Raw genomic sequence first — 22,495 nt, 5'->3', positions numbered from 1 at the left:
TTTTTTGTATACAATAGAATAGTTCGGAAGTAAGTAGTGAATTTTGTGAAATGATGGTACAATACAATTGCACTCATTTTTTAGCACGTTTGAAGTTGTAGAGGTAGGTGACATCGTTGTTTCATCACGTAACTGTATTATTAAAAGAAACCGTTGACGGATTAAATGTTAAAAAAGATGGTACATATGTAGATTGTACGCTCGGCGGAGCTGGACATAGCGAATATTTATTATCGCAATTATCGCCAGAAGGACGATTGTTTGCTTTCGATCAAGATGATGTGGCGATTCGTCATGCCCAACAAAAACTCGAGCGATATAGCGGACAGTTTACGATGATTAAAAGTAACTTTCGCTATTTGAAACAACAGCTAGCGCTTTATGGTGTGCATGAAGTCGACGGCATTTTATTTGATCTCGGCGTATCATCGCCGCAGTTAGATATGCCTGAACGTGGTTTTAGTTATCAACATGAGGCACCGCTCGACATGCGCATGGATCGCGACCAAATATTAACAGCATACGACGTTGTCAACACATGGCCATATGAGCAACTTGTGAAAATTTTTTTCCAATATGGCGAAGAAAAATTTTCAAAGGCGATTGCTCGTAAAATTGAGCAAGCGCGCAAACAAAAGCCAATTGAAACGACGACGGAGCTCGCAGAAGTCATTAAAGAAGCCATTCCGGCACCAGCACGTCGCACGGGAGGTCATCCCGCAAAACGTGTGTTTCAAGCAATTCGCATTGCGGTCAACGATGAATTGCGCGCGTTTGAAGAAGCGATTGAACAAGCGATCGATTTATTAAAGCCAGGGGGACGCATTAGCGTCATTACGTTCCATTCGCTTGAAGATCGCATTTGTAAGCTAGCGTTTAAACAAGCAAGTGAAACACCGCACTTGCCGCCAGGATTGCCGATCATTCCAGATGAGTATAAGCCAAAATTAAAAATGATTACAAAAAAACCGATCGTTCCGTCCGAAGAAGAATTGCAACATAATCATCGCGCACGATCTGCGAAATTGCGCATCGCTGAAAAACTGTAAAAAGGGGGAATGGTGTATGGCTGCTGTTCGCATTCAACAAAAAGTACAAAAAGTACAACAAGAACAACACATTCAACGTGTACCGAGAAAAAAACCGAAACGGAACATACGTTGGACGGCTGGAGAGAAAATCATATTTGTTTCGTTTCTTGCCTTTGCTCTATATAGTAGCGTCACGATCATCTCGAATCAGTTTACAATTTATCATGCCAATAAAGAAGTGCAACAGTTGCAAACAAACATTGAAGAGCAAGAAAAACGAAACCGTGACTTATACGTGCAAGTACAAGAGTTAAGCACATATGAACGTATTTTAGCGAAAGCGAAAGAGCTCGGCCTTACATTAAACGAAAATAACGTAAAAGTTGTGCAGGACTGATGCCAGATGAGAAAGCATAAACATACGCATAGAGGAGCAGCTATATATTTCGGTTTTTTTAGCTTGCTCTTTTTTCTATTGTTTGGACGTTTCGTTTATTTACAAGCAACAGGTGTTGCGGACGGACAAGTGTTAGCGGTCGAGGCGCAAAAACGTTATTTAAAAAAACAAGTGCTTGAAGCGAAGCGCGGAACGATTTTTGATCGAGACGGGGAAATCATCGCTGAAGACATTCCTTCATATACAGTTGCCGCTATTCTCGATCCGGATATGCCACAACATGTGACCGATCCTGAAAAAACAGCGCAAAAGTTGGCGCCGCTATTAAAGATGGACGTGGCGGATGTCGAGCGCATTTTAAAAAAGAAAGCGAAGCAAGTCGAGTTCGGCCCGAACGGTCGGGGAATTAGCCAAACGTTGAAGCAAAAAATTGAGGCGCTAGAGCTTCCGGGCATTACGTTCATACGTGACTCGAAACGATTTTACCCGAACGGCACATTTGCTTCGTACGTTGTCGGCTACGCACAAAAAAATGAAGCAACGAACGAAGTGGAAGGAAAAATGGGCATTGAAAAGCAGTTTGATGAGCAGCTGAAAGAAAAAGACGGACATGTTGCTTATGAAGGCGATCCACAAGGTTTTAAACTCCCGTATGCAGACGAACAAATCGTTCCACCACAAAACGGAAAGAACATTTATTTGACGATTGATAAACACATTCAAACGTTTTTAGAAGATGCGATGAATGCTGTCGAAAAACAATATGCGCCGAAAAAAATAATTGCCATTGTTGCTGATCCGAAAACAGGGGCGATTTTAGCGATGAGCACGCGCCCAAGTTTTGATCCAAACAAACGAAACATTGAAAATTACTTTAACGATGCGATTTCTTATCCGTACGAGCCGGGATCGACAATGAAAATTTTTACACTTGCTGCGGCAGTGAATGAAGGAGTGTTTCAGCCGAGTGAAACGTACCAGTCCGGTTCATATCAAGTCGGTCCTCATCGCATTCGTGACCATAACAAAGTCGGTTGGGGGAAAATTACGTTTCTTGAAGGGGTGCAACGTTCATCAAACGTTGCATTCGCAAAAATTGTGCGCGAAAAATTAGGGGAAGATCGCTTTTTACAATATTTGCATCGCTTCCACTTTAATGAACCAACCGGCATTGAGTTGCCGGGTGAAAAAACTGGAAACATTTTATATCGTTATCCGATCGAAAAAGTGACGACAGGCTTTGGACAAGGAACGTCGGTCACGCCAATTCAACAAGTTCAAGCCGCTACCGCCATTGCAAACGGCGGGAAAATGATGAAGCCGTACGTTGTCGATCGTATTGTCGATCCCGAAAGCGGAAAAACGGTCGTAAAACACGAACCGACTGTTGTCGATACGCCGATTTCAAAACAAACAGCCGAAAAAGTACTAGACATTTTAGAAACGGTCGTCACATCTGAGAAAGGAACAGGACGTCCGTATCAAATTGAAGGCTACCGCGTCGCAGGAAAAACAGGAACGGCGCAAATCCCAGATCCGAAAGGCGGATATTTAACCGGTCATCAAAACTATATCTTTTCATTTTTAGGAATGGCGCCGCGTGAAAATCCGCGTTTAATTATGTATGTTGCTGTGCAACAACCAAACATTTCATATACGGAAACAGGGGCAGCACCCGTATCAATGATTTTTAATTCGGTCATGAAAAGTAGTTTACAATATTTAAATATTCAACCGAATGTGGAAAAAAAACAAGTGAAAAAAGAAAAAAGCATTTCGCTTCCTTCCTATGTCGATCAATCGGTTGAACAAGCTACGCAGTCATTGAAAAATCAAGGGTTAAACGTAACGATCATCGGAAAAGGAACGAAAGTGCGTGCACAATTTCCGAAGGCAGGGGAACATGTCGTCGCCCCAGATCGCGTCTTGTTGCAAACGGACGGAAACGCAATGATGCCTGATGTCACAGGCTGGTCGCTGCGCGATGTTATGAAGCTTGCGGAACTGTTGCAGTTAAAGCCAAGCTTTATTGGAAACGGATACGTATTTAGGCAAAATATTACGCCGGGGGCAGTGATCAAACGAAACGACTATATCATTGTCGAGCTGGCGAAACCATCGGAAATCGATGAAAAACAGCAAACCGAAACAGAACAACAAGAAACAGACGGTCCTGTCGATTAGTTCTATATGAAACGGTACAAGCATATAGTGGAACGAGCCGAAACATATAAGGAGGTTCCGCTATATGCGTGCAGTAACTGTTCGAAAACGGCTGACGGCCGTTTTGTTGATTGGATTTCTCATTTTTGCGATTATTGACATTCGTCTCGGTTATGTGCAATTTGTTTTAGGAGATATGTTAACAGAGCGGGCGAAAGATTTATGGAGTCGAAATATCCCGTTTGAGCCAGAGCGTGGAGAAATCGTCGATCGCAACGGGGTGCCTTTAGCAACAAACATGAGTGCCCCATCTGTGCTCGTCGTCCCAAGACAAATTGAAAGCCCATCGAAAGTAGCAAACGAGCTCGCGCGCATATTACACATGCCGGTAGAAAAAGCATATAAACATGTGACGAAAAAAACATCCATTGAACGCATTCATCCAGAAGGGCGAAAAATTTCAAACGAGCAAGCGAAACAAATTCGCGACTTAGGGATGAAAGGAGTATACATCGCTGAAGATTCAAAACGGTATTATCCATTCGGAAGTTATTTATCGCATGTGCTTGGCTTTGCCGGAATTGATAACCAAGGATTGATGGGGCTTGAACTTTATTACGATAAACAACTGAGCGGCAAGCCGGGTTCCGTTCAATTTTATTCCGATGCGAAAGGAAAGCGCATGCCAGGAATGGCTGATGCGTATACGCCACCTGTCGATGGACTTGATTTAAAATTGACCATCGATACACGCGTCCAAACGATTTTAGAACGAGAACTGACGATTGCAGAAGCAACGTATCGCCCCGACGGGATTATTGCGATTGCGATGAACCCAAACAACGGTGAAATTTTAGGGATGGCAAGCCGTCCGACATTTGATCCTGCTGACTTTCAAAATGTTCCACCAGAAATTTTTAACCGAAATTTGCCGATTTGGAGCACGTACGAACCGGGGTCAACGTTTAAAATTATTACGCTTGCGGCGGCATTAGAAGAAAAAAAAGTCGATTTATTGAAAGAACATTTTTACGATCCGGGATATGTGAAAGTAGCTGGGGCGACGCTCCATTGTTGGAAGCGTGGCGGTCATGGCGACCAAACGTTTCTTGAAGTTGTGCAAAACTCGTGCAACCCCGGATTCGTTGAACTCGGTGAACGGCTTGGAAAAGAAAAACTATTTCAATATATTCGCGCGTTCGGTTTTGGTGAAAAAACAGGCATCGATTTGCAAGGAGAAGGAAAAGGTATTTTGTTCCCACTTCATCGTGTCGGACCGGTCGAACAAGCGACGACCGCTTTCGGTCAAGGGGTAGCCGTCACGCCTATTCAACAAGTGGCGGCAGTCGCCGCTGCTGTAAACGGAGGAATTTTATACCAACCTTATATTGCAAAAGAGTGGCTCGATCCGGTCACAGGACAAGTCATACAACGACAAACGCCAAAAGCAAAAAGAAGAGTTATTTCCGAGGAAACGTCCAAGCAAATTCGTTATGCGCTCGAAAGCGTTGTAGCACAAGGAACAGGGAAGGGTGCGTTTGTCGATGGGTATCGTGTCGGTGGCAAAACCGGAACAGCCCAAAAAGCGAAAGACGGTCAATATTTAAAAGATAACCATATCGTTTCATTTATCGGCTTTGCGCCAGCGGACGATCCACAAATTGTTGTATATGTAGCGGTCGACAATCCGAAAGGGACAGTGCAATTTGGTGGCGTTGTGGCGGCACCGATTGTTGGAAATATTATGGAAGATAGTTTACGTGCACTCGGTGTCAAACCGCGTAAACAACAAATTGAAAAAGAAACGACGTGGCTCGATCCGCGCTATGTAGAAGTGCCAAATTTAATCGGTTTAACAAAAAAAGATTTGCAACAACAGCTTTTTCACTTAAAATTAGATGGTAGTGGCGAAGGCGATACAGTCGTTGAACAGGCGCCAAAGCCTGGAGCCAAAGTGAAAGAAGGAGCGACGATCCGGGTTTATTTTGGAACGAAACGGTAAAGCCTAGAGGAAGTATCCTCATGGCTTCTTTTTCTGTTTATATAAAGAAGAAAGGGACGATCGGCATGAAGTTACAAACGTTGCTTCAACATTTACATAGCTTTACACCACTTACAACAGAAAATCCGACGATTACATCGATCGACATGGATTCAAGAGAGGTACAGCAAGGTTCGTTATTTGTTTGTATCAAAGGATTTACAGTAGATGGACACGATTTTGCTGAACAAGCCGTCGCCCGCGGGGCCGTTGCGGTCGTGGCGGAAAAACCGCTCACATTGCCTGTGCCGGTCATTTGCGTGAATGATAGCCGCCGCGCACTTGCTGTATTAGCCGACGTATTTTACGGTCAGCCGACGCATCATCTTCATTTAATCGGCGTGACGGGAACGAACGGAAAAACGACGACGACACATTTCATTGAGCGCATATGCCGACACGCTGGAAAAAAAACCGGGCTGATCGGCACAATTAACATGAAAATTGGTGATGAAACGTATGATGTAAAAAATACAACACCTGAATCGCTCGTTTTACAAAACATGTTTCGTAAAATGGTTGATGCCGACGTGGACATCGTTGCGATGGAAGTATCGTCTCACGCGCTGCATATGGGGAGAGTACACGGGTGTGATTTTGATGTCGCTGTGTTTACCAACTTAACTCAAGATCATTTAGACTACCATCAAACGATGGAGCATTATCGTTGGTCGAAAGGGCTATTGTTTGCGCAACTTGGCAATCGTTTTGATCACCAACGTCCGAAATTTGCGGTATTGAATGCAGACGATGCTGCCTCAGAAGAATATAAAAAAAGCACAGCAGCAACAGTCGTGACGTACGGCATTCATCATAAAAGCGACATCATGGCGAAACATATTGACATAACAACGAGCGGCACAACATTTCAACTTGTCACCCCGATCGAAACCGTACAAGTGAAAACGAAGCTCATCGGCATGTTTAATGTATATAATTTATTAGCTGCGGTAGGCGCTTGTCTCGTCTCAAACATTCCGCTTCGCACGATTGTGGAAGCCATTGCTGACATCGAAGGCGTTCCGGGGCGTTTTGAAGTCGTTGATGTCGGTCAGCCGTTTACCGTCATCGTCGATTACGCTCATACGCCAGATGGTTTAGAAAACGTATTGCAGACGATTCAACAGTTTGCGAAAAAGCGTATATTTGTCGTTGTCGGTTGCGGCGGGGATCGCGATCGGACGAAGCGACCATTAATGGCGCAAATCGCTGTCAAATATAGCGATGTCCCGATTTTTACGTCGGATAATCCGCGTTCAGAAGACCCGATGACCATTTTAAACGACATGAAACAAGGCGTAACCGAAGACGTCGTATGTATTGTCGATCGAAAAGAGGCGATTACATATGCGATTGAGCAAGCCGAAACAGACGATGTCGTTTTAATTGCAGGAAAAGGTCATGAGACGTATCAAATCATCGGGAAAGACGTGTTATATTTTGATGATCGTGTCGTCGCACGCGAAGCTATTCAACGAAGAAAAGATCAATAGAAGATGAGGAAGGTGCAACGATCATGGACGAGAAAGTCATTTTGTTTACGGCAGGGCTTGCCTTTATCATTACAGTTGTGCTATCGCCGATTTTCATTCCGTTTTTAAGGCGATTAAAATTCGGGCAAAGTATTCGTGAAGAAGGACCAAAATCTCATCAAAAAAAATCAGGCACGCCGACGATGGGCGGATTAATGATTTTATTGTCGCTCTCGATGACAACGTTTATGATGAGCGGTACATTTTTTGAACGGACACCGCAAACGTATTTATTGTTGTTTGTGACACTTGGCTACGGATTGCTCGGTTTTATTGACGACTTCATTAAAGTTGTTATGAAACGTAACCTTGGTTTAACGAGCAAGCAAAAACTAGCAGGACAACTGCTCATTGCGCTCATCTTTTACTTTTTCTTTCAACATTACAGCATTTCAACGGTCGTCTCGATTCCTGGGACGGACATGTCGATAGACTTAGGCGTCGCTTATATTTTGCTTATTATTTTTATGCTTGTTGGCGGTTCAAATGCGGTTAATTTGACGGACGGCTTAGACGGGCTGTTAGCAGGAACAGCGGCGATTGCGTTTGGTGCATATGCTGTATTGGCATGGAATCAAGGGCAATATGACATCGCCATTTTTAGCGTTGCTGTCGTTGGAGCCGTGCTTGGATTTCTCGTATTCAACGCCCACCCTGCGAAAGTGTTTATGGGCGATACCGGTTCGCTTGCACTTGGCGGAGCGATTGTCGCCATTGCCATTTTAACGAAACTTGAAATATTATTGGTGATTATCGGGGGCGTATTCGTCATTGAAACGTTATCGGTCATCATTCAAGTCATTTCGTTTAAAATGACAGGGAAACGCGTGTTTCGTATGAGTCCGTTGCACCATCATTACGAGTTAATCGGGTGGTCAGAGTGGCGCGTTGTTGTGACGTTTTGGGCGGTCGGCTTATTGTTTGCCATTTTAGGAATTTATATTGAGGTGTGGGTATAATGTATAACGGAAAAAAAGTGTTCGTATTAGGTTTAGCCAAAAGTGGATTCGCAGCAGCAAAACGGCTTCGTGAGCTCGGTGCCGACGTTGTTGTCAACGATCGCAATGAACCGAGTGAGCAGGAAAAGCAAGAGTTAGAAGCGCTTGGCGTCCGTCTCGTATGCGGAGGTCATCCGCTTGAGTTGCTTGATGAGCCGTTTGATTTCGTCGTAAAAAATCCCGGCATTCCGTACTCAAATGCGCTCGTTCAAAAAGCGCTCGACAAACAAATTCCGATTATTACGGAAGTTGAAATTGCATATGAAACGTCAAAAGCCCCTATTATCGGCATTACAGGTTCAAACGGAAAAACGACGACGACGACCTTGATTGATCACATTTTGCAAGAAGCGAAACGTCGACCGCTCATTGCAGGAAATATTGGAACCGTTGCGTGCGAAGTTGCTAAACACGCGACAAAAGATGATGTAATCGTGATGGAATTATCTTCGTTTCAGCTGCTCGGAACGATCCGTTTTCGTCCGCACATCGCTGTGTTGTTAAATATTTTCGATGCGCATTTAGATTATCATGGGACGAAAGAAGCATACGCAGAAGCGAAAGGAAACATTTTTAAAAATCAAACGGAAACGGACTATGCTGTCGTCAATGCAGATGACCCGATCGTGATGCAATTAGCGGAAAAAAGCCGCGCACAAAAAGTGCCGTTTTCAGCAAATACGCCATTATCGTACGGAGCAACGGTGAAAGAAGGCGCCATTTATTTTCATGACGAGCGAATTATTGACATTACAGATGTGGCGTTACGCGGGACGCACAATCTCGAAAATATATTAGCCGCTGTTGCCGCGACGAAGCTCGCAGGTGCAGACAATGAAGCGATTCGCCGCGTATTAACGACGTTTACAGGCGTCCCACATCGCTTGCAGTTTGTCGCTGAAATCAATGGACGAAAATTTTACAACGATTCAAAAGCGACAAACATATTAGCGACACAAAAAGCGTTAAGCGCTTTTCATGAGCCGGTCATTTTACTTGCCGGTGGATTAGATCGCGGCAACGAGTTTGATGAGTTACTTCCGTACTTTAAGCATGTGAAAGCCGTCATTACGTTTGGACAGACGGCGCCAAAAATTGAACGCATCGCGCGCGAAGCAGGAATACAGCAAGTGAAACGTGTCGATAATGTGGAACAAGCAGCTTTTGCCGCATATGAATGGTCGTCATCGGGCGATGTCATTTTACTTTCCCCAGCGTGTGCAAGTTGGGATCAATATAAAACTTTCGAACAACGTGGGGACATGTTTGTACATGCGGTGCATAAGCTTAAATAAGAAGAATTTTAAGTAAATTGAGGTGTTCCGCATTGCATGGAAAAAAGTCTGCACCTGATTTTTTGTTAATGATCATCACGTTTTCGTTGTTGGCGATCGGGCTCATTATGGTGTATAGCGCAAGCGCCATTTGGGCGGATTACAAGTTTCATGATTCGTTTTTCTTTGCCAAGCGCCAGCTGTTGTTTGCAGGGGTTGGCATTGTGGCGATGTTTTTTTTCATGAACATCGACTATTGGACGTGGCGCACGTGGGCGAAAGTGTTGCTTATCGTTTGTTTTATACTTCTCGTTCTCGTCTTAATTCCAGGTATCGGCATGGTGCGCAACGGTTCGCGAAGCTGGATTGGCGTCGGTGCGTTTTCCATTCAGCCATCTGAATTTATGAAAATGGCGATGATCGCATTTTTAGCGAAATATTTATCTGAAAACCAAAAAAAAATCGCATCGTTTAAACAAGGGTTACTCCCATCCTTGACGCTCGTGTTTATTGCGTTTGGCATGATTATGTTGCAGCCGGATTTAGGGACGGGAACGGTCATGGTCGGCACGTGCGTCGTCATGATTTTTGTCGCTGGCGCGCGCATGAGCCATTTTGTCGTTCTCGGTTTGCTCGGATTGGCAGGGTTTGCTGGGCTCGTGTTATCTGCTCCGTATCGCATCAAGCGCATTACGTCGTTTTTAAACCCGTGGGAAGATCCGTTAGGAAGCGGTTTTCAAATTATTCAATCGCTTTATGCGATCGGACCGGGCGGGCTATTTGGGCTTGGACTCGGGCAAAGCCGCCAAAAGTTTTTTTACTTGCCCGAGCCGCAAACGGACTTTATTTTTGCCATTTTAGCGGAAGAACTCGGATTTATCGGCGGTTCGCTCGTTTTGCTTTTGTTTAGTTTATTGCTTTGGCGCGGCATTCGCATTGCCTTAGGGGCGCCTGATTTGTACGGCAGTTTTTTAGCCGTCGGCATCATTGCGATGGTTGCCATTCAAGTGATGATTAATATCGGAGTTGTGACCGGATTAATGCCGGTGACGGGCATTACATTGCCGTTTTTAAGCTATGGAGGTTCGTCATTGACGCTTATGCTTATGGCGATTGGCGTCTTGTTAAACATTAGCCGTTATGCGCGATATTGAAGGCTGACTTCATGGAAGTCAGCTTCTTCTGTTACTTTTGATGAGGGGGAAAAACGATGAAAATTGTAGTGAGTGGCGGCGGCACAGGAGGTCATATTTATCCTGCGCTTGCGTTTATTCATGAAGTGAAAAAACAATATCCAAACGTCGATGTATTATATATTGGGACAAAAAAAGGGTTAGAAAGCACGATCGTTCCAAGAGAAAACATCCCGTTTCATGCGATTGACATTAGTGGATTAAAGCGTAGTTTTTCATTGGAAAACGTCAAAACGCTCGTGCGCTTCATAAAAAGTGTGCACGCATGCAAAAAACTGTTGAAACAATACAAACCGGACGTTGTGCTCGGTACAGGGGGATACGTGTGCGGACCTGTCGTCTATGCCGCAGCAAAACTAGGTATACCGACGATCATTCATGAACAAAATAGCATTCCTGGGCTGACGAACAAATTTTTAAGCCGCTATGCGAATAAAGTAGCTATTTGTTTTGAGGAGACGAAGGAATATTTTCCACAAGAAAAAGTGGTGTTAACAGGGAACCCGCGCGCGTCAGAAGTCGTAGGAAAAGACGGACGAGAAGCGAGACGGTCGCTCGGATTAGATGAACAGAAAAAGACGGTACTCATTGTCGGTGGCAGTCGCGGTGCACGTCCGATCAATGAGGCGTTTTTACAAGTGCTTCATGAAGTCGAACAAAAACCGTATCAATTTTTGTATGTTACAGGCGATATTCATTATGATAAAGTAATAAAGGCGGTAAACGATGTCGGCAATCCGCCAAACGTCATCATTCGTCCATTTATTCACAACATGCCGGAAGTATTGGCAGGGGTCGATGTGATCGTTGCGCGTGCAGGTGCAACGACGCTTGCAGAAATTACAGCGCTTGGCATTCCGAGCATTTTAATTCCGAGCCCATATGTGACAAATAATCACCAAGAAAAAAATGCTCGGGCGCTTGAGAAAAAAGGAGCGGCGATCGTTCGTTTAGAAAGTGAATTGACAGGTGCGCGTTTGCTTGACGATATCGACCGCATTTTGTTAGACGAACAAACGTTGAAAAACATGAAAGAAGCGGCGTTTCGATTAGGTATTCGCGATGCGGCAGAACGTTTATATCGCGTCATGGTGGAGATGATTTCATAAATTGCATACGATATAGGAAAGAGGTAGAGGAGGTAGAACATTGGAAAAACTACGTGAAGAGCTCCTGCAAGCTAACGTTGGAATAGTGAAAGAAAACGAACGTATGGCAAGTCATACGACAATCAAAATTGGCGGGCCTGCTGACCTTTTTGTTGAGCCAAAAAATATAGATCGTTTAAAAAAGACGATGGAAATCGTTCGAAAATATGGTGTACCTTGGCGTGCGATCGGTCGCGGTTCGAACTTACTTGTATTAGATGAAGGCATTGAAGGTATTGTCATTAAACTTGGCGAAGGATTAGATGATTTATACATTCATGATACAGAAGTGACAGTTGGCGGGGGATATTCGCTCATTAAATTGGCGACGGTCATTAGTAAGCAAGGATTGTCCGGACTTGAGTTTGCGGGAGGCATTCCGGGAACGGTGGGCGGGGCGGTATATATGAACGCCGGCGCTCACGGTTCAGATATGTCGCATATCGTGAAAAAAGCACAAATTTTGTTTGAAGACGGAACAATTGAATGGTTAACAAATGAAGAGATGGAATTTTCTTATCGTACGTCCGTCTTACAAACAAAGCGTAAAGGCATTTGCATCGCAGCAACGCTTGAAATGAAAAAAGGAAACCGTGATGAAATTGTGGCGGCGATGCAAAAAAATAAAGATTATCGCCGCGAAACACAACCGTGGAACTACCCGTGTGCGGGAAGCATTTTTCGCAACCCCCTTCCACAGTACGCTGGTCAGTTAATTGAACAAGCGGGGCTAAAAGGATATACGATTGGCGGGGCAAAAATTTCTGAACAACATGCGAATTTTATCGTCAACGCAGGCGGAGCAACGGCAAAAGATGTGCTCGAGCTCATCGACTATGTGAAAAAGACGATTCACGACTTATATGGTGTATCATTGCAAACAGAAGTTGAAATTGTTGGGCGAAAGTAATACATTTTCCCCATCCTAATTTTTTCTATATTATGCTATAATAGAAATAGAGACAACGAACTAACGGTTGCTGACATGCGCCGTTAGTTTTCTTGTTATTTTGATTTGGTCCATCGACCGAGGTGGAGTGAATGGGAAAAGGAAAAGTTGTTGTTCTTGAAGAACGTGTGCCAAAATTAAAAGAGCAGCGAAGACAACGCGCGAATCGCTTACTCATTGCATATATCGCTTTATTTTTTATGCTTTTGTTAGGCGTTGTTTATGCGCAGTCGCCACTGAGCAACGTTGCCGTCATCCACGTCGAAGGAAATCACCATATCGCTTCCGAAGATATGATTCAATTAAGTGGCGTGACGAAAAAGACGAGCTTTTGGAAAGTAAAAAAAGCGGAAGTGGAACAGCGAATTAAACAACATCCTGAAGTGGAAGAAGTACATGTAAAAAAACGAATCCCGAATCGCATTGACATCGTTGTCGTTGAACGAAAGCGGATCGCTTACATTTTGGACAAGCATTCCTTTTTGCCGATTTTAGATAACGGAAAAGTGCTGACGCATGCAAAACGAGCGATTCCAAGCGATGCGCCGATTTTAGTCGGGTGGAAAGAAGGGGAGGCTATTCAAGAGATGGCTGCCCAATTGGCAAACACGCCAAGTTCGATTTTAAACCTCATCTCGGAAATTCATTATACCCCAAACTCATCGGATCCAAGGCATATTACTGTCTATATGAATGATGGCATAGAGGTAAGTGCTACCGTCGATCGTTTTGCGGAAAAAATTGTTCATTATCCTTCGATCGTCAGCCAGTTGCAGCCGGGGACAAAAGGCGTCCTTCATTTAGAGATGAGCACATATTTTAAACCGTACGAAGCGGATGAAGGGAATGACAAAAACGATGAAGATAAACGGTAGCCATGTTATTTTGTCGTTCGTTTGTTTCGTTTTAGGCTTTATGCTCGCTTTCTCCTATCAAATGACAAAAAAAGAAGCAGCTAATCGCCAACTTGAACGTCAGTGGGGCAAAGAATATGAATATCGACAACAATTGATTGAACAGCAAGAACAAAATCGTAAACTGCAAGCCGAATTATTTCAAAAGCAACAACGCATTCGTACAATTGAAAAAGAGTTAGCAAACGAGGAGCAAATTTATTTTAATCTCGTTGAAGATGCGGAACGGCTACGCATGTATATTGGCAAAGTGAAAGTAAAAGGAAAAGGAGTAGAAGTGACGCTATCTGATGCTTCATACATCCCTTCCGAAGCGAACGCCACAAACTACATCGTTCACGAACAACATGTGTTTCAAGTTGTGAATGAACTACTCATTGCAGGGGCGTCTGCGATATCGATTAACGGTCAACGATTATCGCACCGATCGTATATCGTTTGCAACGGCCCGGTCATTGAAATTGATGGAATGCAACACCCAGCCCCGTTTGTTATTCAAGCGATTGGCGATCCGAACGTGCTGATCCCTGCGTTAACGATCGCTGGTGGTGTCAAAGATCAACTAACGAGCGACCATATTGTTGTTGACATTGTACAAAAATCAGAAATTACGATGGAACCGCTGATGAAAAAATAAGAGGAGGAGCGATGTTGACGCGAAAAACGACATGGTATTTTACGTTTGTCTCGCTTATTATCGGTTTCATGTTGGCGATCCAATTTCAAACAAGCCACGAACCAGATGTACGCGACACACGTGACATATGGGAAATACGACAAGATTTAAAAAAAGAGCAAGAGTTACATAAACAACTGTTACATGAAATACGAAAATACGAAGAAACGTTAGAAAAATATGAACAACAACGTTCAGAAAATAAAGGAGCCATTCTTCGCCAAACGATAGAGGAATTAAAAAAAGAAGCAGGGCTAACGGAAGTTGTCGGGGAAGGTGTCGTGCTTTATGTCGAACAAATGTATGATGAATCGTACGTCGGTCCGCTTAGCGATACGATATCAGCAGATTTACTGCGCCGACTCATGAATGAATTAAATATGTATGGCGCTCAATATGTATCGATTGCTGATCAACGCATCGTCAACACGACTGTCATTCGCGACATTAACGGTGTGACGAAAGTTGATTCGTACCCGTTACGCTCTTTCCCTTTTGAAATTAAAGTGATTGCGGCAGACGCAGAAAAAATGTACAACCGGCTCAAAGCTTCGACGCTTGCCGATGACTTTGCCCTTGAAAATCTACTTCTTACGATTTCAGAGCCACAACAACGTGTCGTCATTCCTCCATACGATGGGACGGTGCGCGTCAAACAAATGGAAGCAGTCGAAGATGCTAGGAGGTGAACATGATGTGGCTTCCGTTGCTCGGTCTCGTCATTGGCATATTGCTCGGATTGTTGACGGATTGGCGCATTCCGAGCGAATATGCGAACTACTTATCCATCGCTGTGCTCGCAGCGTTGGATACGCTCATTGGCGGCATTCGCGCACATTTGCAAAATATTTACGATGAGCACGTATTTGTATCTGGATTTTTTTTTAATATTATTTTAGCAACAAGTTTAGCTTTTCTCGGTGTGCATCTTGGTGTAGACTTGTATTTAGCAGCTGTATTTGCGTTCGGTGTGCGCCTGTTTCAAAACATCGCTGTCATCCGCCGAATTTTGCTAACGAAATGGTTAGAAAGCCGCCAAAAAAATCGTTTATAAAAAAGGGAATGCTGTTCGAATGTGGAATATAGTGTTGATATACATAACAACGTTCATTTTGTAAAGGAGGTGCCACGAGAATGAACAGCAACGATTTTTATGTTAGTCTTGACATCGGTACGTCCAGTATAAAAGTCATCATTGGCGAAATGATGAACGATCAGTTAAACATTATCGGTGTCGGCAATGTGAAATCGCAAGGGCTGAAAAAAGGCTCCATCATTGATATAGATGAAACAGTACAATCGATTAAACGAGCAATTGAACAAGCGGAACGGATGGTCGGCGTAACGATTAAAGGCGCTATTGTTGGAGTAAACGGCAATCACATTCAACTTCAACCGTGCAACGGGATTGTCGCTGTATCAAGCGAAAATAAAGAAATTACGAATGAAGACGTCACGCGCGTCATCGAAGCAGCACAAGTCGTTTCCGTTCCACCAGAGCGCGAAATTATTGATGTCATTCCAAAACAGTTTATCGTTGACGGACTTGATGGCATTAACGACCCGCGCGGCATGTTAGGCGTCCGATTAGAAATGGAAGGAACGATGATTACCGCATCAAAAACGGCTTTACATAACGTGCTTCGCTGTGTTGAGCGAGCAGGATTAGAAGTGCTTGATGTATGTCTTCAACCGCTAGCGGCAGCCTCGATTGCGCTATCGAAAGATGAAAAAAACTTAGGTGTGGCACTTATTGATATCGGTGGCGGTTCAACGACAGTTGCCGTGTTTGACCAAGGATTTTTACAAGCAACGACCGTACTTCCGATCGGTGGTGAACATATTACAAAAGATTTATCGATCGGCATGCGCACGTCGACAGAAGATGCGGAACGCATTAAACTAAAACATGGTCATGCGTTTTACGATCTTGCTTCTGAAGAAGAAGTATTCAGCGTTCCAATAATCGGCACGGATCAACATCAACAATTTAATCAGCTACAAATTGCGGATATGATTGAAGCGCGTGTAGAAGAAATTTTACAAATGGCACAAGCAGAAATTCGTCGACGCGGATTTCGTGATTTGCCTGGTGGATATGTGTTAACGGGTGGGACCGTCAATATGCCGGGCGTATTAGAACTTGCCGAAGCGATTTTTGAACATACGGTTCGCGTAGCGATGCCAGACTATATTGGTGTTCGCGATCCACAATATACAAACGGTGTCGGTTTAATTCAATTCGCCTATAAAAATGCAAAGTTACAAGGAAGGCACGTTCCTGCTCTTTCTTCTAGCGCCTCAAACGATTTCCAGACGGAGAAAAAGGTGTATAAAGCGCCAGCAAAACCGAAACAAAAAGAAGAACATTTCGGACATAAAGTCAAGAAATTTTTCGGATACTTTTTTGAATGACAATTTGAATGGCTAGGAGGATTATCATGTTGGAGTTTGACACGACTGTTGATCAGTTAGCGACAATTAAAGTAATTGGTGTCGGTGGCGGCGGAAATAACGCTGTCAATCGCATGATTGAACATGGGGTACAAGGTGTTGAATTTATTGCGGTCAATACGGATGCCCAAGCGTTAAACTTATCAAAGGCTCCAATTAAGCTGCAAATTGGCGCGAAATTGACACGTGGATTAGGTGCAGGAGCAAATCCAGAAGTAGGAAAAAAAGCAGCAGAAGAAAGTAAAGAACAAATTGAAGAGGCGCTCAAAGGTGCCGATATGGTATTCGTTACAGCCGGTATGGGCGGGGGAACAGGAACGGGTGCAGCTCCAGTCATCGCTCAAATCGCGCGTGATCTAGGCGCACTTACTGTTGGCGTCGTCACGCGACCGTTTACATTTGAAGGAAGAAAGCGCGCGATGCAAGCGGCAAGCGGTATTGCAGCGATGAAAGAGGCAGTCGATACGCTCATCGTCATTCCGAACGATCGCCTGTTAGAAATTGTAGACAAAAATACCCCGATGTTAGAAGCGTTCCGCGAAGCAGACAACGTGCTTCGTCAAGGAGTACAAGGCATCTCCGACTTAATTGCTGTACCGGGATTAATTAACTTAGATTTTGCTGATGTGAAAACGATTATGTCTAATAAAGGTTCGGCTCTTATGGGAATCGGCGTCGCAACAGGAGAGAACCGAGCGGCAGAAGCAGCGAAAAAGGCGATCTCGAGCCCGCTATTAGAAACGTCCATCGACGGTGCCCAAGGCGTATTAATGAACATTACAGGCGGTACGAACTTAAGCTTATACGAAGTGCAAGAAGCAGCTGATATCGTCGCATCAGCTGCCGACCAAGACGTCAATATGATTTTTGGTTCGGTCATTAACGAAAACTTAAAAGACGAAATTATTGTTACCGTCATCGCGACAGGATTTAACGAAGAAGTGAACCAAGTAAAAGCAACGCGACAAGCGGTTGTCAAACCGAACGTTGGCGTCAAACGTGAGAAAAAAGAAGAACCGATTGACTACTCGCCAACGCGCGGACAACAAGCAGAAGACCCGCTCGACATCCCAGCTTTCCTGCGCAACCGCAATCGTCGCCGTTAAAAAAACAAACGCTCACTACGTGTGGGAAACGCTCACTACGTGTGGGCGTTTTTTTATTTCCGTATTGTTTGACAAAATCTCCAAAAAAATGACGTCATCGTTTGACATACTTTTCTATTGAAAGTGCTATATACTAGTTTCAAGATAAGGAGGGGATGCCGCTGATTTATGCCGATCTCGTATGGTTATTAAACCTTTGTTTTGATGCGATGTTACTATGGCTTGCGGCGATTATGCTAAAGCGCCGCGTTCGGTTATGGCGGCTTATGCTTGGGGCATTATTCGGCTCGCTGTTCGTCTTGCTTATTTTCACGCCTTTTGCCTATATGATGTCTCATGTCACAACGAAACTCATCGTCTCTTTTTTCATCGTTTGGATTTGTTTTGGCTTTCATCGTTTTCGGTTTTTTATCGAAAATGTGCTCGCTTTTTATTTTGCAACGTTTATGATGGGCGGAGGGCTGATTGCATTTCACTTTTTATTACAAAGTGAAATAACAGCTTATCCATCAGGCTGGATTTCGCATTCCACTTCGGTTAGCTGGTTGTTTGTCGTCATCATGTTTCCGATTTTATGGTTATTATCCAAGGTACAAATGGGAACGATTCGGGAAAAAAAATTGCGCTTTGAACATGTCATTGACGTGCGTGTGACATGTTTTGGACAAACGGTATGTTTAAAAGGATTAGTCGATAGCGGAAATCAGTTGCGTGATCCGTTAACAAACACACCGGTCATGATTGTGGAATTGCAACCGTTCGCACATATATTTCCTCCAACCGTCTTACAAATGATTCACAAACGGACGTACACAGATGACATCCCGGGCGAATGGGCTAGTCGTATGCGTTTCGTTCCATATCGAGCCGTTGGCGTCGAGCAACAGCTATTAATCGCAATGAAACCAGACGACGTGCAATGGTCGGACGGAAAACAATGGACATCTGTTACAAAAGTGCTTGTTGGTTTTCACCCGTCGTCGCTTTCCGCTGACGGAGAGTACAATTGCATCGTCCATCCGCATATGGTCATGTCGCAAGCGTCGTAATTATTATTATCATACGGCCGATCGTGCCGAAATAGAAGGGGGATTTTATGAAGTTATTCAAATTGCGCCTCACGTATTTATGGTACAAACTATTAAAAAAATTAGGGCTCAAAGCGGACGAAATTTATTACATCGGTGGAAGCGAAGCGTTGCCGCCTCCGCTCACCAAAGAGGAAGAAGAAATGCTCTTAAAAAAACTTCCTTCTGGAGATGAAACGGCTCGTTCACTACTTATTGAACGAAATCTTCGCCTCGTCGTTTACATTGCTCGAAAATTTGAAAATACCGGCATTAACATTGAGGATTTAATTAGCATCGGTACGATTGGATTAATTAAAGCGGTCAATACGTTTAATCCGGAAAAAAAAATTAAGCTCGCTACATATGCGTCGCGCTGTATTGAAAATGAAATTTTAATGTATTTACGGCGCAACAATAAAGTGCGCTCGGAAGTATCGTTTGATGAACCGTTAAACATTGACTGGGACGGCAATGAACTGTTGTTGTCTGACGTATTAGGCACAGAAGATGACGTCATTACGAAAGATTTAGAGGCAAATATTGATCGTAACTTGTTATTTCGCGCACTCGATCAATTAAGCGACAGGGAAAAACAAATTATGGAACTTCGCTTCGGTTTAACTGGAGGAGAAGAAAAAACGCAAAAGGATGTTGCGGATTTATTAGGCATTTCTCAATCGTACATTTCCCGACTAGAAAAGCGAATTATTAAACGATTGCGAAAAGAATTTAACAAAATGATGTAATGCATATTTTTCCCTTCGAAGGAGATACTGAAAGCTGACAGCATCTCCTGTAAGGAGGGAAAGACATGGCAAGAAACAAAGTTGAAATTTGCGGCGTTGATACATCGAAACTCCCCGTACTGAAAAACGAAGAAATGCGTGAATTATTTCGGCAAATGCAAGCCGGTGATATATGTGCACGCGAAAAATTAATTAACGGGAATTTACGGCTCGTATTGAGCGTCATCCAACGATTTAACAATCGTGGTGAATATGTTGACGATTTGTTTCAAGTCGGCTGTATCGGACTTATGAAATCGATTGATAACTTTGATTTAAGTCAAAACGTGAAATTTTCAACGTATGCCGTACCGATGATTATCGGTGAAATTCGCCGATATTTACGTGATAATAACCCGATTCGTGTGTCCCGCTCGCTGCGCGACATTGCATACAAGGCGTTACAAGTGCGCGAAAAAATGATGAGTGAAACAGCAAAAGAACCGACGGCAGAAGAAATTGCAAAAATTTTAGACGTCCCACACGAAGAAATTGTATTCGCGTTAGATGCTATTCAAGATCCTGTTTCGTTATTTGAACCGATTTACAACGATGGCGGCGACCCTATTTATGTGATGGATCAGCTGAGCGATGAGAAAAACCGCGATACAAACTGGATTGAAGAAATCGCGCTCAAAGAAGGACTTCGCCGCTTAAACGAACGTGAAAAAATGATTATTCGCAAACGATTTTTTCAAGGAAAAACACAAATGGAAGTTGCCGAAGAAATCGGCATCTCGCAAGCACAAGTATCTCGTTTAGAAAAAGCCGCCATTAAACAGATGAATAAAAATATTCAGTGGTAATTTACGCCTCCACCGACGTAAACAGGTGGGGGCTTTTCTATGTGCTTCATATGACTACAACGAACCGCTTATGCATACATATAGGAGATAGAACGAAGAAAAGGAGCGGGGAAGCATGGTGAAAATTTCTGAGCTACAACAAAAAGACGTCGTCAATGTCGCCAACGGTAAACGCCTCGGAAATATTGGAGATATTGATATTAATTTAACGACCGGTCAAATTGAAGCCATTATTATTATTGGTGCCGGGAAAGTGCTCGGCTTATTCGGACGGACGGATGAAATCATCATTCCGTGGCGCGATATTGTCAAAGTCGGTGCTGATGTCATTCTCGTTCGATTAGATGGCGATGAATAGTTTAGGTTTTCGGCAAGCTGTGATAAAATAGGAAAAAAAGTGATAAAATTGTACAAAGGATGTCGGACGATGAATGAAATATTTCGACAAGCGCATGAGTCATTACTTATGTTTGATGACTGGGAAAACGTCATCGTTGCGTTTACAACAAAACGAGGTGGAGTAAGCAGCGAGCCGTTTGCAACGTTAAATGTCGGCATGCACGTCAACGATCATCGACATGCAGTGTATGAAAATCGGAAAAAAGTGGCCGAGCAGTTAAACGTTTCGCTTGATCGCTGGGTATGTGCCGATCAAGTGCACGGCGTACACATCGAAAAAGTGACGAACGAACATGCAGGCAAAGGGGTGCGCACGTACGATACGGCTTTGCCACATACAGACGGGCTGTACACAAGCGAGCAACAGCTCATGTTAGCGCTTTGTTTTGCAGATTGTGTTCCGCTTTACTTTTTTGCCCCAAGTAAAAAGCTCATTGGACTTGCACATGCCGGCTGGAAAGGAACAGTGCATAACATCGCTGGTGAAATGGTGAAGCGATGGAACGAAGAAGGGGTAGATGCGCGTGATATGTATGTCGTCATTGGGCCATCGATCGGTCGCTGTTGTTATATCGTCGATGATCGCGTCATCACATTCGTTCAAAAGGCGCTAGTCAACTCGTCCCAATCGCTTTATAATGAAACAAGTAAGGAACAGTATGCGCTCGATTTAAAAGAAATGAATAAACAGCTTTTGCAGCAAGCAGGTGTTCCGATCGAACACATCGCTATTTCGTCGTATTGCACAAGCTGTGGGCAGTCATTATTTTTCTCCCACCGTCGCGACGGTGGCAAAACAGGAAGAATGATGGCGCTTATTGGCTGGAGGTGATCATATGACGGTTAAACAACGGTTACAAACGATTCAACAACATATTGCGGAAGCGTGTGAAAAAACAGGACGCAACGCCGCAGACGTTCAAATCGTTGCTGTGACGAAATATGTAAGCATCGCACGCGCGAACGAAGCGATGGAAGCAGGTATCGTTCATTTAGGTGAAAGTCGTGCTGACGGTTTTTTACAAAAATATGAAGCAATCGGAAAAGAAGCGACGTGGCATTTTATCGGTACGTTGCAATCGAGAAAAGTAAAACAAATCATCGATTACGTCGACTACATTCATTCGCTTGATCGTCTTTCGTTAGCGGAAGAAATCGACAAACGAGCGAATCGAAAGATCAAATGTTTTGTGCAAGTGAACGTATCAGGAGAGATGTCGAAACACGGATTAGCGCCAGAAGACGTATTGCCGTTTATTGAAACATTATCCGCTTTTTCGCGTATTGAAGTTGTCGGATTGATGACGATGGCGCCTTATACGGATGATGAGGCGACGATCCGCCGTTGTTTTCAGACGTTGCGTGAGTTAAAAGAGCGCGTGCAAGAAAAACAATTTCCGCACGCTCCATGTACACAACTGTCGATGGGCATGTCAAACGATTACGCGATTGCCGTTGAAGAAGGAGCTACGTTTCTTCGACTCGGTACATGTCTTGTCGGTGAGGTAGCGTCAAAAAATCTATGAAAAGTCATCACGGGCTACCTTTTGAAGGAAAAT

The 22,495-nt window shown here is 43.8% G+C and carries 22 protein-coding genes; all 22 read left to right on the top strand.

The window, feature by feature from the left end:
• The first annotated feature begins 116 nt into the window (after positions 1-116).
• The 22 genes from rsmH (at position 117) to ACYQY7_RS08790 (ending at position 22,462) form a co-directional block, all read left to right on the top strand.
• Positions 117-1,049, top strand: a complete 933-nt coding sequence (gene rsmH, locus ACYQY7_RS08895; protein WP_461201699.1) for a 16S rRNA (cytosine(1402)-N(4))-methyltransferase RsmH — start codon at positions 117-119, stop codon at positions 1,047-1,049.
• Positions 1,050-1,065: 16 nt separating this feature from the next.
• Positions 1,066-1,428 (top strand): cell division protein FtsL, encoded by a 363-nt coding sequence (ftsL, locus tag ACYQY7_RS08890; RefSeq protein ID WP_461201698.1) that lies wholly within the window; start codon positions 1,066-1,068, stop codon positions 1,426-1,428.
• A gap of 6 nt (positions 1,429-1,434) precedes the next feature.
• On the top strand, positions 1,435-3,612 hold the full coding sequence (locus tag ACYQY7_RS08885; RefSeq protein WP_461201697.1) for a penicillin-binding protein: 2,178 nt from the start codon (positions 1,435-1,437) through the stop codon (positions 3,610-3,612).
• Positions 3,613-3,676: 64 nt separating this feature from the next.
• Complete coding sequence (locus ACYQY7_RS08880; RefSeq protein ID WP_461201696.1) at positions 3,677-5,593, top strand: stage V sporulation protein D; 1,917 nt, start codon at positions 3,677-3,679, stop codon at positions 5,591-5,593.
• A 65-nt stretch (positions 5,594-5,658) separates the two neighbouring features.
• The gene (locus tag ACYQY7_RS08875) at positions 5,659-7,125 is read left to right on the top strand and encodes a UDP-N-acetylmuramoyl-L-alanyl-D-glutamate--2,6-diaminopimelate ligase (protein WP_461201725.1); all 1,467 of its coding nucleotides are present in this window, start codon (positions 5,659-5,661) and stop codon (positions 7,123-7,125) included.
• Between the two features lie 23 nt (positions 7,126-7,148).
• Entirely contained in the window at positions 7,149-8,123 is a 975-nt protein-coding gene (gene mraY / locus ACYQY7_RS08870) for a phospho-N-acetylmuramoyl-pentapeptide-transferase (RefSeq protein WP_461201695.1), read from the top strand.
• Positions 8,123-9,457, top strand: a complete 1,335-nt coding sequence (murD, locus tag ACYQY7_RS08865) for a UDP-N-acetylmuramoyl-L-alanine--D-glutamate ligase (RefSeq protein WP_461201694.1) — start codon at positions 8,123-8,125, stop codon at positions 9,455-9,457. Before mraY ends, murD begins: the two co-directional genes overlap by 1 nt.
• Before the next feature lie 32 nt (positions 9,458-9,489).
• Positions 9,490-10,590: a stage V sporulation protein E gene (gene spoVE, locus ACYQY7_RS08860; RefSeq protein WP_461201693.1), complete on the top strand. Its 1,101-nt coding sequence runs from the start codon at positions 9,490-9,492 to the stop codon at positions 10,588-10,590.
• Positions 10,591-10,646: 56 nt separating this feature from the next.
• Positions 10,647-11,738, top strand: a complete 1,092-nt coding sequence (murG, locus tag ACYQY7_RS08855) for an undecaprenyldiphospho-muramoylpentapeptide beta-N-acetylglucosaminyltransferase (protein ID WP_461201692.1) — start codon at positions 10,647-10,649, stop codon at positions 11,736-11,738.
• A 40-nt stretch (positions 11,739-11,778) separates the two neighbouring features.
• Entirely contained in the window at positions 11,779-12,687 is a 909-nt protein-coding gene (gene murB / locus ACYQY7_RS08850) for a UDP-N-acetylmuramate dehydrogenase (RefSeq protein WP_461201691.1), read from the top strand.
• A gap of 131 nt (positions 12,688-12,818) precedes the next feature.
• Positions 12,819-13,601, top strand: coding sequence for a cell division protein FtsQ/DivIB (locus tag ACYQY7_RS08845; RefSeq protein ID WP_461201690.1), 783 nt, complete (start codon positions 12,819-12,821; stop codon positions 13,599-13,601).
• On the top strand, positions 13,564-14,277 hold the full coding sequence (locus tag ACYQY7_RS08840; RefSeq protein ID WP_461201689.1) for a DUF881 domain-containing protein: 714 nt from the start codon (positions 13,564-13,566) through the stop codon (positions 14,275-14,277). Before ACYQY7_RS08845 ends, ACYQY7_RS08840 begins: the two co-directional genes overlap by 38 nt.
• An 11-nt stretch (positions 14,278-14,288) precedes the next feature.
• Positions 14,289-15,005 carry a DUF881 domain-containing protein gene (locus ACYQY7_RS08835; RefSeq protein ID WP_461201688.1) on the top strand — a complete coding sequence of 239 codons (717 nt, stop codon included), beginning with the start codon at positions 14,289-14,291 and terminating at the stop codon, positions 15,003-15,005.
• Between the two features lie 5 nt (positions 15,006-15,010).
• The gene (locus ACYQY7_RS08830) at positions 15,011-15,370 is read left to right on the top strand and encodes a small basic family protein (RefSeq protein ID WP_461201724.1); all 360 of its coding nucleotides are present in this window, start codon (positions 15,011-15,013) and stop codon (positions 15,368-15,370) included.
• A gap of 80 nt (positions 15,371-15,450) precedes the next feature.
• On the top strand, positions 15,451-16,731 hold the full coding sequence (ftsA, locus tag ACYQY7_RS08825) for a cell division protein FtsA (RefSeq protein ID WP_461201687.1): 1,281 nt from the start codon (positions 15,451-15,453) through the stop codon (positions 16,729-16,731).
• A gap of 26 nt (positions 16,732-16,757) precedes the next feature.
• Complete coding sequence (gene ftsZ / locus ACYQY7_RS08820) at positions 16,758-17,876, top strand: cell division protein FtsZ (RefSeq protein WP_055441904.1); 1,119 nt, start codon at positions 16,758-16,760, stop codon at positions 17,874-17,876.
• Between the two features lie 155 nt (positions 17,877-18,031).
• Positions 18,032-18,925, top strand: a complete 894-nt coding sequence (spoIIGA, locus tag ACYQY7_RS08815; protein ID WP_461201686.1) for a sigma-E processing peptidase SpoIIGA — start codon at positions 18,032-18,034, stop codon at positions 18,923-18,925.
• Positions 18,926-18,972: 47 nt separating this feature from the next.
• Positions 18,973-19,692, top strand: coding sequence for an RNA polymerase sporulation sigma factor SigE (gene sigE / locus ACYQY7_RS08810; RefSeq protein WP_461201685.1), 720 nt, complete (start codon positions 18,973-18,975; stop codon positions 19,690-19,692).
• Positions 19,693-19,757: 65 nt separating this feature from the next.
• On the top strand, positions 19,758-20,537 hold the full coding sequence (gene sigG, locus ACYQY7_RS08805; protein WP_032101529.1) for an RNA polymerase sporulation sigma factor SigG: 780 nt from the start codon (positions 19,758-19,760) through the stop codon (positions 20,535-20,537).
• Between the two features lie 115 nt (positions 20,538-20,652).
• Positions 20,653-20,895, top strand: a complete 243-nt coding sequence (locus ACYQY7_RS08800) for a YlmC/YmxH family sporulation protein (protein WP_032101528.1) — start codon at positions 20,653-20,655, stop codon at positions 20,893-20,895.
• Between the two features lie 69 nt (positions 20,896-20,964).
• Positions 20,965-21,768 carry a peptidoglycan editing factor PgeF gene (pgeF, locus tag ACYQY7_RS08795; RefSeq protein ID WP_461201684.1) on the top strand — a complete coding sequence of 268 codons (804 nt, stop codon included), beginning with the start codon at positions 20,965-20,967 and terminating at the stop codon, positions 21,766-21,768.
• Between the two features lie 4 nt (positions 21,769-21,772).
• Positions 21,773-22,462: a YggS family pyridoxal phosphate-dependent enzyme gene (locus ACYQY7_RS08790; protein WP_461201683.1), complete on the top strand. Its 690-nt coding sequence runs from the start codon at positions 21,773-21,775 to the stop codon at positions 22,460-22,462.
• Positions 22,463-22,495: the final 33 nt, after the last annotated feature.

It is taken from the genome of Anoxybacillus sp. TBDG-1 (genome assembly GCF_054815885.1).
This window is presented reverse-complemented; position numbering and strand designations above follow the sequence as displayed.